General features: G+C 33.4%; 13 protein-coding genes and 2 pseudogenes. 2 read left to right on the top strand and 13 right to left on the bottom strand.

The window, feature by feature from the left end; translation table 11 throughout:
* Positions 1–100: 100 nt before the first annotated feature.
* The 3 genes and pseudogenes from ACQCPR_RS10275 to ACQCPR_RS10285 form a co-directional block, all read right to left on the bottom strand.
* Complete coding sequence (locus ACQCPR_RS10275; protein WP_090570358.1) at positions 101–1366, bottom strand: MFS transporter; 1266 nt, start codon at positions 1364–1366, stop codon at positions 101–103.
* 119 nt (positions 1367–1485) lie between these two features.
* Positions 1486–1890 (bottom strand): hypothetical protein, encoded by a 405-nt coding sequence (locus ACQCPR_RS10280; RefSeq protein WP_427136949.1) that lies wholly within the window; start codon positions 1888–1890, stop codon positions 1486–1488.
* 162 nt (positions 1891–2052) lie between these two features.
* Positions 2053–2555, bottom strand: a pseudogene (locus ACQCPR_RS10285) (GNAT family N-acetyltransferase).
* 196 nt (positions 2556–2751) lie between these two features.
* On the opposite strand from ACQCPR_RS10285, the gene ACQCPR_RS10290 reads away from it, so the two are divergent.
* A protein-coding gene (locus ACQCPR_RS10290) for an IS3 family transposase (protein WP_427136950.1) occupies positions 2752–3887 on the top strand; the annotation gives its coding sequence in 2 pieces (ribosomal slippage) (positions 2752–2977 and positions 2977–3887; 1137 coding nt in all).
* A 243-nt stretch (positions 3888–4130) separates the two neighbouring features.
* Here ACQCPR_RS10290 and ACQCPR_RS10295 read toward each other — a convergent pair.
* The 3 genes from ACQCPR_RS10295 to ACQCPR_RS10305 all read right to left on the bottom strand — a co-directional run bounded on the left by ACQCPR_RS10295 (position 4131) and on the right by ACQCPR_RS10305 (position 6583).
* Positions 4131–4706, bottom strand: coding sequence for a hypothetical protein (locus ACQCPR_RS10295; RefSeq protein WP_093496362.1), 576 nt, complete (start codon positions 4704–4706; stop codon positions 4131–4133).
* A gap of 110 nt (positions 4707–4816) precedes the next feature.
* Positions 4817–5128: a hypothetical protein gene (locus ACQCPR_RS10300; protein WP_427136951.1), complete on the bottom strand. Its 312-nt coding sequence runs from the start codon at positions 5126–5128 to the stop codon at positions 4817–4819.
* 474 nt (positions 5129–5602) lie between these two features.
* Positions 5603–6583: an NAD(P)-dependent alcohol dehydrogenase gene (locus ACQCPR_RS10305; RefSeq protein ID WP_427136952.1), complete on the bottom strand. Its 981-nt coding sequence runs from the start codon at positions 6581–6583 to the stop codon at positions 5603–5605.
* 322 nt (positions 6584–6905) lie between these two features.
* Between ACQCPR_RS10305 and ACQCPR_RS10310 the strand changes: the two genes are divergently transcribed.
* A complete protein-coding gene (locus ACQCPR_RS10310; protein ID WP_427136953.1) occupies positions 6906–7277 on the top strand; it encodes a DUF5367 family protein in 372 nt (123 codons plus the stop codon).
* A 160-nt stretch (positions 7278–7437) separates the two neighbouring features.
* Here the strand turns inward: ACQCPR_RS10310 and ACQCPR_RS10315 are convergent, their stop codons facing one another.
* The 7 genes and pseudogenes from ACQCPR_RS10315 to ACQCPR_RS10345 all read right to left on the bottom strand — a co-directional run bounded on the left by ACQCPR_RS10315 (position 7438) and on the right by ACQCPR_RS10345 (position 12537).
* Positions 7438–8070 (bottom strand): chloramphenicol acetyltransferase, encoded by a 633-nt coding sequence (locus ACQCPR_RS10315; RefSeq protein WP_427136954.1) that lies wholly within the window; start codon positions 8068–8070, stop codon positions 7438–7440.
* 340 nt (positions 8071–8410) lie between these two features.
* On the bottom strand, positions 8411–8770 hold the full coding sequence (locus tag ACQCPR_RS10320; RefSeq protein WP_427136955.1) for a hypothetical protein: 360 nt from the start codon (positions 8768–8770) through the stop codon (positions 8411–8413).
* A 313-nt stretch (positions 8771–9083) separates the two neighbouring features.
* Positions 9084–9422: pseudogene (locus ACQCPR_RS10325) on the bottom strand (NIPSNAP family protein).
* Positions 9423–9513: 91 nt separating this feature from the next.
* Complete coding sequence (locus tag ACQCPR_RS10330) at positions 9514–10005, bottom strand: YxiJ family protein (protein ID WP_427136956.1); 492 nt, start codon at positions 10003–10005, stop codon at positions 9514–9516.
* 97 nt (positions 10006–10102) lie between these two features.
* Entirely contained in the window at positions 10103–10642 is a 540-nt protein-coding gene (locus ACQCPR_RS10335) for a cysteine hydrolase family protein (RefSeq protein WP_427136957.1), read from the bottom strand.
* A gap of 161 nt (positions 10643–10803) precedes the next feature.
* Positions 10804–11463, bottom strand: coding sequence for a hypothetical protein (locus ACQCPR_RS10340; protein WP_427136958.1), 660 nt, complete (start codon positions 11461–11463; stop codon positions 10804–10806).
* Between the two features lie 90 nt (positions 11464–11553).
* A complete protein-coding gene (locus ACQCPR_RS10345) occupies positions 11554–12537 on the bottom strand; it encodes a M23 family metallopeptidase (protein WP_427136959.1) in 984 nt (327 codons plus the stop codon).
* Positions 12538–12628 lie beyond the last annotated feature (91 nt).

The following is a 12628-nucleotide window of genomic DNA, read 5'->3' on the forward strand; positions in this document are numbered from 1 at the left end:
ATTATTCCAAACTCTTAAGAGTGGAGAGTTGTTAATAACTGATAATCTTGTTCAACAATCGCACTCGTTTGTTAAACAAGAAATATTTTCGTTTGTACCATCATTCTTTTCCACTGCGGGACCATATTACAACTGGAATGAGTATTAAAGACAAAATCCCTCCGGCAAGTGATAACGTTTCGTAACTTGTACCAGCAACAACCAGTCCTGACATGATACCTCCGGTTGCACCTGCTAATGCAATAAAAACATCCACAGTCCCTTGAGTTTTGGCACGTGTTGAAGGTTCTGTTGAATCAACAATTAAGGCTGTACCGCTTATTAACCCCAAATTCCATCCTATTCCAAGTAACGATAATGCAACAACAAGAAGGAATAAAGAGTCAGCGGGTGCAATTGCAGCTACAACTCCTGCAAGCAGCAATGTGATTCCAGAAGCAATCGCCATGGCAGTTCGACCAAACTTATCAACAAGAATCCCCGTGAAGAGTGAAGGCAGATACATTGCACCTATATGAAACCCGATAACAAGTCCGATTTCCCTTAAACTGTAACCATGATGTCCCATATGAATCGGTGTCATTGTCATAATAGCAAGCATCACAATTTGACTAAGAACCATAATGGTAGCTCCAATTGTAATTCCTTTTTTATTACTTTGTTTCTTTTCGAGAGTCTCGTTAAGTATCGTGTTTTTTTTATTTGTATTTATGTTTAACGCAATAATGAGTGGATCAGGACGTAAAAAAGTAAATATCACAATTCCTGCTAATATAAATGCTGCTGCCGATAAAATAAACGGACCTGCTAATTCAGGAACACCAATTGAAAGTGCGAAATTCCCCATTACATCCACTAGGTTTGGACCAGCAACTGCTCCAAATGTCGTGGAAACCATTGCTATACTTACAGCAGTGCCCCGCTGTTTATTAGTTGCTAGATCTGTACCGGCATAGCGAGCTTGTAAATTTGTTGCAGTTCCTGCACCGTATACAAATAAGGAAGCAAATAATATAGGCACACTATTAAAAACAGTCGCAAAAACAACGCCTATTGCTCCGAGGCCGCCTGTTATAAAGCCTGTTGCAAGACCCATGCGTCTACCAAGACGGTTAGAAAGTCTTCCTACTGAAAAAGCAGCTCCTGCTGATCCTAAAGTCAAAAAAGCTGCTGGAAGCCCTGCAAATGCATTTGTTCCAAGCATTTGTTCTGCAAGTAATGCTCCAACTGTTACTCCAGCTGCTAATCCTGCTCCTCCAAACATTTGAGAAATAACGATTATGATCAATGTTCGTTTATATAACTTTTTTATTCTCTCTGGATTTTCTATGTATCCTTGAGCAAAGTTATTCAGCTCACCAGGCATATTTATACCTTCTTTCCCCATATGTATCTATTTAAATCAACTATTTCATAGTCATTCTACAGTCCTACACAACCTTTTATCATTTTTAATTTTCAAACTTTAGGGAAAAAACTCAACTTCTATTCTTGATTAAAGTGCCATAGTTTTTTTAAAGGAATTTCAGACTCTTTGAAACCATATTTAGCTAACATAATTCGGTCTAGTGCTTTTTTAGGGTTTTCTTGATAAAATTTTATAATAACTTCACAATGTGCCAATGCTAAATGTTCTGTTAGCATTCTTGCAAATTCACCAAGTATTTCTTTATGTTCTTCTAAAACAACTTCTTTTGAGTAATACTTAGCAGATACATAATTCACACGTTGGTCACCTTCTTCATAAATTAGCTCTGGCATTTCAAAATCCTCTAATGTAGCACGTCGATGTTCATCTAATATGAATAATGATAAGTTTCGTTTGGCAATTCGTAAATCCCAAACTTCGAAGTCTTTTAATCTTATTTTACGTTCAAAATAATTAATCAAATTTATAATTTTCTCCTTTCTTTTAAGGAATGTATATAGATCGATATCATTAAAGAATATTTTCTGCCAAAATAGCGATTGCAATTTTTGTGCAATCACCCTTGTTATCTCCGCCTTAGATGGACATGTACCACTTGTTTAACTATACTGGTTCAATAATATTTATTGCCATTCTGTTCTTAACAATGAAAAAACTAAAGCATGATGAGACTGATTATTTTGATAGAGGTAACCCCTTAATAATCCCTCCTCAGTAAAACCCAACCGTTTTAATAACTGTATAGATGGCTCATTCTGTGGATAAGTTATAGCACCAATTCTATATATTTCTAAATCCTCAAATGAATATCGTAATATTTCCCTTACAGCTTCAGTCATAATCCCTTTGTTCCAATGTGAAGGATGCAGCTCAAAACCAATCTCAGCTTTTTTACTCCTGGTGCTAAGATTGTTTAATCCCAATGTACCTACAAACTCGCCAGTATCTTGTATGTGTTTTGGAAAGACTCGACTATTTTTAGAGCATCTTCTAGACTTTTCAAACTCTCCATTCCATAGTACTTGGTCACTTCGTTTCTTGACATAATTTCGTAAAAGCTTTGAGCATGTTCCTTTTCAACTTGAACTAAGTTCAACCGTGTTGTTTCCAAATTTGGAAATCCCATGGACTTTTCTCCCCCGTCGTTTGTATTCTATTATTAGCTACTTGTTTTAATCTTCACGTTAACTCTATTAAATTTAAACAAATGATATCAATCTTTTTAATGTGTTATTAAAAGCTCTTCTGAATGTAGAATAGATGTATGGACACATCTTGGTTAAGTCAATAAAATTGAACTAACGAAAGGTCGTGTCTGTATTATGAGTAAAAAACGGTATAACCAAGAATTTAAACAAACAGTAGTGGAGCTTCACAGCTCAGGTACCCCGGTCAGCCAACTATCTAGCGAATATGGTGTTTCAGAAGTAACCATCTATAAATGGATTAAACAGTTCTCTACAATCGAAGGGACAAAGGAATTAACTGTATCCGATGTAGAAATGATTCAAAAAGAAAACCTCCGGTTAAAACAGGAGCTTGAAATCCTAAAAAAGGCTATGACCATATTCGCGAGAAAATAGAGGACGAAGAACTGATCAACTACATTACAAATGAAAGCGGGCATCATCCAGTACAAGTGATGTGTCGCATTTTAAAGATGCCTAAAAGTACTTATTATCATTCATTTCATAAGAAACCGAACAGCTACCACGTGGCCAATGAGGCAATATTGGATCGTATAATAGCCATTCATAAAGGAAGCAAAGGTATCTATGGCGCTCCCAAAATACATCGAGTACTTTTAAAAGAAGGCTATTCTTGCAGTATAAAAAGAGTCCAACGTCTGATGAAACAAGCAGGCATCCAGTCAAACATTGTGAAGAAATACCGTCCAGCAAGCACACAGACACCAGTGGAAGAACGAGAAAATGTGTTGAAGCAAGATTTTACAACAACCACAATCAATGAAAAATGGGTGGCAGATATCACGTATATCCATACACTTCGAGATGGCTGGTGTTATCTAGCGTCTGTCCTCGATTTGCATTCAAAGAAAATAGTAGGCTACAAGTTTTCCCATACGATGACCACAGAAATCGTGTTGTATGCTTTAAAAAGTGCCGTCGATTCCCAAAATCCTTCACCGGGATTGATCATCCATACGGATCTAGGTACCCAATATACAAGTGAGGCATTTCAAGAACAGTTAAAAAAATATGAAATGATTGCATCATTCAGTCGTAAAGGATGCCCTTATGACAATGCATGCATCGAGTCCTTTCATGCCACACTCAAAAAAGAAGAGGTCTATCGGAAACGATATGAAGATTTTGAGAATGCGAGAATCTCCCTATTTCAATATATAGAAGGCTGGTATAATCGTAGACGAATTCATGGAAGCATCGGCTTTGTAACGCCAGAGGCGTATGAAATAATGTGTCGCGCAGCAGCCTGAGTCTTAAGGGTAAAAGCCAATCCCCCTCCACATTTTTCATGCACAACATCCATTGGTTAATCTCTCCACGTCCCAAGTAGATTGTCAAAGGCTCTTTTCACTTTGACGATCTACTTGGGATGTGGAACACTCCATGAATGGTGGTTGTGCAGAAAAAACTTAATCTTTTTGTGTCCAGAATCTTGACGTAGATCCACTTCATATAAAGCCCCCCTAGTTAAATAAGGCTAAATACTGAAAAGCTCAATTTTGAAGTAAGTCTGGTACTTCAATTTTCCATGTTTCATTTTCTTTTTTTAATCCCATTAATGTAGTAGCCGTGAAACTCCCATAGCTAACCATTAATTCGACTAATAGGCCATTACTATTCTCTTGTTTTATTTTGATTGAATCATAATATCTAAAATCTAAGGCTATCTCTAAATTGGATATGTTCAGATTTTCATAATATTTTTCTTTAAAAGAATCATAACCAGGTAGCTCACCATCCAAATAAGCCAATGAATAGATTGCTTCTATATCGTCGATAACTGCTGAATGAATATATATAAGTATAGTCTTTTCTGGTGAAAAACCTTTTAAGTAATTTGTGTCATACTCCCTTGTAAATAGTTCATATGACTTTAATTCTTCTTCCGACAGGTCGGATAAATATGAAAACTCTTCTTCTGAGTCATCAATTAATAATACTTTCTCTTCTTCTATATCGATAACATCTTCCTTTTTTAATTCATCTTGTTCTAAATAATTTCTATGCGTACAACCAGTTATCATTAACAAGAAAGACAGAGTTACAAACAGAGAAATACTTAATTTCAAATGAATAACTCCTTTCTTACCACTTGATGTTAAGGAACCAAAGCTAATACTTAACCTTCTTTCACCAGCTTTTCCACTGTTTGAATTAAAGCACCAGCTAGTATAACATCTTATCGTGATAAAAGTTTGATATTTAATAATCCCATATTAACTGATGTCTCTATATAACCAATTATCTGATTAAACGTAAAAACATCAAGTTTTTCATTCAAAACTTCTTTATCGTATTCCATCTCATTTAAAAGAAAAGGAAGGAAATTTTTTACCTCTTCAGACTTAACCTCTTCCAAATCTAAAATTGTAGGAAACTTACTTAACCTTCTACTTAAATTATTTTTTAAGCCATAGTATTCTAATAATTTACCATTTAATAATCGGAAATCATTATGATACAAATGAAGTATTTCGTTATTTTCTTCCATCCTGTTTCTCAACCAAGGAAGATAAAAACCTTTTAACCAAATATCATCGGCGATTAAATGTGTAAAATACCCTAATATATAAAGGTCTTCTATTTGTGATTTATATTTATGTAAGAATCCTTTATAATCAATGCTTCTTGTATAATCTTGTACATTTGATAGATACTCTTATAACTTCCGCGCTATTTCAATAAATAATGCAATACCCCTCTTGAAATAAAGCTCCGGTAAGTGAGAATACCTATAATAAATACATAATTTAACTAATAAAAAAACACCCAGACTATTAGGGAAAGTTGAGTGTTTCGACAGAAAGAGTCTATGCATTTATTTACTATTTTAGGGGAATTCCTTCTTTCTCCTCCCTATATCAAGAGTCAAAAACCCAGTTGAACAAAAAACTAAACGAATAGTTACTTCAGGACCATAAACAGGATTAATAATATAATTAAAATCTTTTTGAAGTACAATTCTTTAAAGTATTTTTTGTTCCAAACTGATGACAACTTTCCCCTGTGCTTTTCCTTCACTAAGATACTCTATAGCGTCTGCAACCTGGCTTAACGGATAACTTTTATCTATTACAGGTTGTACTGTTCCTTGTACAAAAAGATCCAGTAGGATGTTTTGATCAGATTTATTGGGTTTATGGACAAGTAATTTCATGTTCTTTTTTTCCATTTTAGAAATTATAGGTCCCAGAAACAATACTTGAGAGATTAGTGACATTGGACCACCGACCATGACGTACGTACCCTTAGTTTTTAATAAATCCTTATAATTGAAAATAGACCGGTTTCCTACTACATCAAGAATAAGATCATACAATATACCTTTTTGTACGAAATCTTCTTGAGTGTAATCAATAACATGGTCCGCTCCCATTGTCTTCAGCATTTCCAACTTATCCGTGCTATCTACACAGGTTACTTCAGCACCATGTAATTTGGCAATCTGCAACCCGAACGTGCCCACACCTCCGCCTGCACCGTTAATTAAAACCGTTTGCCCTTCCTGAATATGTCCTTTATCGCGAAGACCTTGCAAGGCAAGAACAGCAGCTTGTGGAATGGCTGCCGCTTGTTCAAATGTCATACTTGGTGGTTTTAAAGATAATGCGTCTTCATGCACACATACATACTCTGCATACCCACCCCAGCCACACCAGGAAATATCCCCGAATACTTCATCTCCTGGAAGAAGGTGTTTTACATCGCTGCCAACCGCTTCAACCCGCCCCGCTATGTCCGCTCCGAGGATTTTGTATTTTGGTTTTAGCAATCCTCCAATACGAGTTAAGAAGGGTTTACCTCTTAGGAGATCCCAGTCCCATGAATTCACAGATACAGCATGAACTTTTACCAGTACTTCATTGTCCTGTATAACTGGTATTTTTACTTCTTTGAGCATAAGAACGTCTGTCATTCCGTACCTATCGTATACCATCGCCTTCATGGTGATTGCTCCCTTACATTTAATAGTTGCCAATATTAAAATATATGTTGAATATTATATTTTCTACACTTTTATATTAAATTCCTTCTTCCACACTCCTGATCAGTTATGGTATTGTTCCCACTCAAGCAGTTTTAAAGAGCTATCAGAATTCGGCACACTTTTTGGATAACTCTCCCAATTAGTTATAAATCTTGTTTTACACTTTTATCCGTAACTTAGCTTCGGCACCTCATCTTTACATAAAATTTACCGAAGATACGAGAAGATTAATAATCTATGTAGAATAATATATATTAAATCTTTATTAGAGGTGAATTTTATGATAAATGTAAGCTGGGGCATTTTATTGTGGGTTTTAGCGACATTACTTTTCCGTATTTACGGACAACTATTTCTGATACCTGGGAATGTGCCTTTATTGATTATTACCTTTATTCTGACCATACCTTTAATAATAATTGCAACGTATGCTTATTATTATTTGAGAAAGATACCTGAATCAAAGCGTCTAATGACATCAGTCCAAATTGCTCTCCCAGGAATGATTTTGGATATATTTAGTGTTATTTTTTTTGATAAAGTCTTTTTAAACTTACATACTGATTCATTACCTTTTTTCGCTGCATGGTTACTATGGGCATATAGCTTAATATTAATTTCAGGTTTTTCGATAAAGATTAAATCCAACTAATGCTTTTATTATATGAATCTTCCCTTCGTATTGGACATGAAAACTCCATTATCATCTAACTAAACGCACCCTTTTAGCCGGTCATGCAGCAGAACTATTCATATTTTGTATCAATTTCCTTCTTGAAGTTAAAGTTTCGTTAGTTTAAATAGGAGCAAGACTATGCATTGTTATTTGCTAACCATTTTGTCATATTATCAAGTAAATCTACTGAATGGAAACTTACAGGATAAGAACAAACATTCTCTGATATAGATGTAATATTTCCTTGTATGCTCTCTGCATTTATTAGTTCAACATAATCAGGAATAAAATAGTTTAATGTCTCATAATAACGTTGATGAGGTTCCACTATTTCTAAATGTTTTTCAAAATTACCTCTTTTTCTTGTAATATCTTTCTCCTTACGACTTTTCAAATTTTCTTTGTCAGTATATAGATAGAAATACTTATCAGGGAATCTAATTCTCCCCTCTTTAATTTCATTTCGGTAAAATCCAGAAATAAAATCTAGACTATGATTATATAATTTAAAATCGAAACACCAGTTATAACTTAGTAGTTGAAAAATATCGCCATCAAGAATAACAGTATCATAAGTTTTAAGTTTTTCTTGAGCAATTAACCAACGTTCTATTTGACGTTCTATATACCACGTTTTTGACTCTACCTTCGGGCGCTCGAATAATAGATTTACTTCCGGAATTATAAAAGCATTGGTTCTTTTTGCAAATTCATGAGAAGTTGTTGTTTTTCCTACGGCACTTGCTCCTTCTATGCAAATCAATGACATATTATCACCCCTATATACATATTCTATTTCTGAGAATTTATATAGTGAACTATCCTTTTTACGTTCTAGGAGTTACTATATGCAATAGCTTTTCTATAACAGTTTTTGGTTATAATATATCAATATCAAAAATATAAGTTGCTTTTCCCTGCGGTCATTCAACAATAACTTCATAAATATAATATCCTTTTTCTGATGGAATGGTTATTTTGTTCCCTTTAACTTCTATCGTAGTACTTGTAAAATCTGTATTCCACTGATTAGCGTCTATTGAAGTAGGGTTACTGTTTAACTAAAGCAGCCTTTAGCACAATAAGAACTTGCCAATCAGTGATATGAATTATTTTAATGTGTTAGTTTCTCTATCTATAAGATGTTTACCTAAATCTGCATAGGCTCTTTCATATCCTGCTGTAACTTTCCAACCAAACATGTTTTCTTGGATCTTCACGTTTGATGTCGTATTAATAACATCTGAACCATTTGTTCGTAATAACAAATAATAAGCATTAGATATATCCGTTTCAACAACATCTATTAACTGTGTAGAATCAATATCAAACATTTCTGTGATATATTTTTCAATTGCTTCATCACGAGTTGAAAAGTGAGTCAAATATTGATAAATACCAAAAGAAAAAATTATTATTACCCCAATTGAAAATAAGTAAATCAATGATTTATTATACTTATTTTTCATGCTTCCACTCCTCTTTACTTTTCTATAATCTATTTCGACACCCTTTAACTTGTAGATGGGGTATCACCATCGATAAGTTATAATATTAAAGTTTCTTGAATATAATATCGCTGTAATTGGTAGTGTCAGAATGTAAGGCCTACCACAATAAGTAAAGGTAAAAGGTAAATCCTCTAAGTCATTCAACCATATACTCCTGTAGAAATAACCAAAATTAAAGCAGATAAAATCATAAACTCAAGTAACCTGTCTTAGCAGAATGGGCTTCAATATGGTTGTCTAATTATTCCATCTCTTGAACATTATTAGTTTTTTATCGTAGGGTAGATACTAACTCTTCATTCTTCACTTCCAATATATATTCAGTGAAAATGTGTTCCCTACCACCATTTTTCTCGTATCACTCTTTAATTCGTTTGACGTGAGCATTGTCACCTTTTAAATTATTCTCTATTTCTATATAATTGTCATAACTGTCATATTCCCAAATAGCAAATATTTCTGTAGTATTATCCTTATTATCCTTCAACCATCGTCCAACCAATCTTGCTCCGTACTTTAGTTGATTAGGTAAATTAGTTTTGTCGAAATGATCATTAAACTTTTCAACGAAATCATTTTTTACAATATAAAATTTCCTCCTATAAAACATACAGTTTCCCTCCTATGACTTTCTTGGTCCGTGTACTTATATCGATAAGCCCCCAACATATTCCTCTTATTGAACTATGATTCCGTTTGTTTTATAAAGCTTCAAGAAACAGGTAACAGAATATTAAATTTCGTGCTTTTTCATATTTAATATATTCTTCATAAAAACCTGGATATAAACCGATATGTTCTTCCAAAAAACTATATTGTTGGAAGAGATTAAAGAATGACATTTGAAGCCAATCTATCTGACCTTGTGGTATGTTTTGAGAACGTCCCCTAAGAATATAACTTAAAATCCCATTAATGTTCATCCAGTATGTATTCAAATCAGCATTTATACAGTCGTCTTCCAAGATCAATTCTTTAAAATCACTCATTATTTTGGACGTATCGGTATAAGGGAAAGGTTTACATAAATCTAATGCTAGTAGCTTATTTAACATATATGGATTTTTCTCACGGTAAACTAACTCTAAGATATATTCAAAAAAAGGAACTAGTTCAGAGTGAAGAGATTTTACTTTCGCATTTTGTGCTTGATCTAACCCGCTTAACGTTATCAACCTTAAACTTTTGCTCATCAAAATCACCTATCATATTTATTTTAAATAATCATAACATTTGTTCTTAAGCTAACTCTTGCACCGATAGTACAATAACACTTCACTTATAAATTATTTAAACTCTCCTTGATTTATACTCTTCAATATATTCCTCTATATCCAATACCTGAATAACATTAGACCAATGTAAAACTGTCCCTACGAAACCCCTTACATCCAGTTCTTTCATTTCATATGTGGCTTCGTCATTAACAGTTCCTGTAGCATCTTCAATAAATGTGACTTGATAACCTCTGTCATATGCTGATATTGCAGTAAACTGGCAACAAAACTCAGTGTTAAATCCTGTTATAAAAAGATGTTCTACACCGAGTTGGTCTAACTTTTCACTAAGTTCTGTATGAAAGAAAGCACTTGGTGACTTCTTCTCAATTACAATATCTGCATATCCCTTTAGAGAGTGATGCAGTTCTGAGCTTGGCAATTCTTTATTGAAAGGGCTTGTTTCATCATCATCTATATTTCTTATAAATATTACAGGTTCATCATTTTCTTTAAAGTCTTGAATAATACTTTCAATTTTGTTTAGTTCTTGCTGAAAATCTTTAAATTCCACAATTATATTTTGTGCATCAATTACTAATAGTGCTTTCATGACTCCACCTTCTCTTTAATTTGATTGTCTTATAAAAGCCAATTCAACATAATTCCTTAAACTCCTGCTTTTTTAATTAAACTGCTGGGTTAGTTCAATAAAAAAAGCTTTACTTCTTCTTGAAGCAAAGCACCAGTCCATAGAACTAGAAACCAATACAATCATCCGTAAATATGAAGTCCAATTACACTCATGTCTTTATTATCTACTACTAAAACAATTTGTTTTGCAAATGTAATAAATGCACGAATGGTCAATGACTCTTTTAAATTATCATCCAACTTCCATCCAGTTGGTTGAAGTAATATTGACCCACTTTCAATAAAGAAAGAACACATAAAAAATCCTCGTATCTTCTCTGTCTCTTTAATGTCTAATGGGTCGATCAATTCTTGATTCACCAAATAGTGTTTCACTACTCTTGGTTCAGTTGCCAAATTAAGATGTCTTGTACGATATAAATCAGGAATAACTGGATATATACCATTTGACAGCAAATCCTGTACAATCTTTTTAGACTCTTTTTTAAGGAATCTAACATTTATTTCTTTAAGCTTCCCATCAATGAATATTTGCTTTATATCTAAATAATGAGGAACTACTTCATTCAGTATAGTTTCTAAAGCATTGTCATTAGGGGTTGGTAATGTTGTTAGGGAATCTTCACCAAAAATTAAATCAAAAGAAGCAAAAAGCTGGCAAACAGTGCTCATTTCACTTAATTCAACAGTTGAATCCAATCTCTTGAAATTTAATTCACCATTATCATCATTATAAAATTGGAATGGGGGTTCTTCAATCTCTGTAAGCCAATTAAACATAATAATCCCTCAAATCCTCAATATGACAATTCCATTATATGCAATTTATTAGACAATTCCCTTATAAAACTAACTACTTTACCATAACCCTTATTTAAAGAAAGAGCCTATAATTCGAGGAATAAATAAGAAAAAGTCTGCTAGTGTAAATGCATTTTCAACTTTATCAAAGGTATCCATTTTTTCTTTCTTTTTTTGAATACATTGTGTTACAGTATCCCCTTGAATTGGCTCTAGTCCATCGATAAAACTGATACGAATAGATTGACAATTCATATAATCCGGCGAATCCATCACTTGAAAATGAATATGTGGCTCAGATGAGTTTCCAGAATTTCCACATAGTCCAACAATTTGACCTCGCTTTACAATTTCTCCCTCATTTACCATAATGGAATGTTGTTTCAAATGGGCAAGTAAACTATACTCTTTGTTTGAATGCTCTAAAATGACACAATTTCCTGCTGGCTGTGATTCATTCATCTCGCCCGGAATGTTATCAATAATATTATTAATCACTTTTACGACCTTACTATCTGCTGGTGCAACGACCTCTTTATCGAATGCATAGAAATTTTTATTATGCATTCTGTTATCTTTATAGGTTTGGTCATCCTTCATCACAACTAAATCATATGCATAACGTTGTGATTCATAAATATAATGATAGTTAATAAATTCATTTGTTCCACCCCAAAAGACTAACCAATCTTCTTTAACAGGAAACGTATATGCGTTTTTCGAATAACGTTTGTCACTTTTGGGAAAGGTTATATAGGGTTTTAATAAAAGGCGATGGATAGCGTCCATCGAATCGAATAAAACACAAATTATTTTTTCGCTATGGTTATCTAACCATAAATATTGAACAAAAGATCCTATCAATGTCGTTTCAATTAGTCGGTAACTTTCAACATTCTTATTAAATGACTGTACTAATTCTTTAAATTGTCCAATCGTTAATAACTCTTTTAAATCTTTAATACATTGTTTATAAAGTGTTTCAGAATTTCCATTTAAGAAGAAATGTCCAAAATTTTCTGGTGTTATATATTGGTCTTCATTTTTTCTCACAAAAGCATCCCCCGGCATTTCCCCATTTGCTAACATGCCTTTCCTTAAATACGTTTGAAGCAATTATAGGTTCCAACTTTTTAATAAACTT

This window comes from Psychrobacillus psychrodurans (genome assembly GCF_050209195.1).
In the GTDB taxonomy this organism is placed as follows: domain Bacteria; phylum Bacillota; class Bacilli; order Bacillales_A; family Planococcaceae; genus Psychrobacillus; species Psychrobacillus psychrodurans.

Coding starts and splice junctions, on each gene's coding strand:
- ACQCPR_RS10275 (WP_090570358.1), bottom strand. CDS start 1,366: ATGCCTGGTGAGCTGAATAACTTTGCTCAAGGATACATAGAAAATCCA.
- ACQCPR_RS10300 (WP_427136951.1), bottom strand. CDS start 5,128: ATGGAAGAAAATAACGAAATACTTCATTTGTATCATAATGATTTCCGA.
- ACQCPR_RS10305 (WP_427136952.1), bottom strand. CDS start 6,583: ATGAAGGCGATGGTATACGATAGGTACGGAATGACAGACGTTCTTATG.
- ACQCPR_RS10310 (WP_427136953.1), top strand. CDS start 6,906: ATGATAAATGTAAGCTGGGGCATTTTATTGTGGGTTTTAGCGACATTA.
- ACQCPR_RS10315 (WP_427136954.1), bottom strand. CDS start 8,070: ATGTCATTGATTTGCATAGAAGGAGCAAGTGCCGTAGGAAAAACAACA.
- ACQCPR_RS10320 (WP_427136955.1), bottom strand. CDS start 8,770: ATGAAAAATAAGTATAATAAATCATTGATTTACTTATTTTCAATTGGG.
- ACQCPR_RS10330 (WP_427136956.1), bottom strand. CDS start 10,005: ATGAGCAAAAGTTTAAGGTTGATAACGTTAAGCGGGTTAGATCAAGCA.
- ACQCPR_RS10335 (WP_427136957.1), bottom strand. CDS start 10,642: ATGAAAGCACTATTAGTAATTGATGCACAAAATATAATTGTGGAATTT.
- ACQCPR_RS10340 (WP_427136958.1), bottom strand. CDS start 11,463: ATGTTTAATTGGCTTACAGAGATTGAAGAACCCCCATTCCAATTTTAT.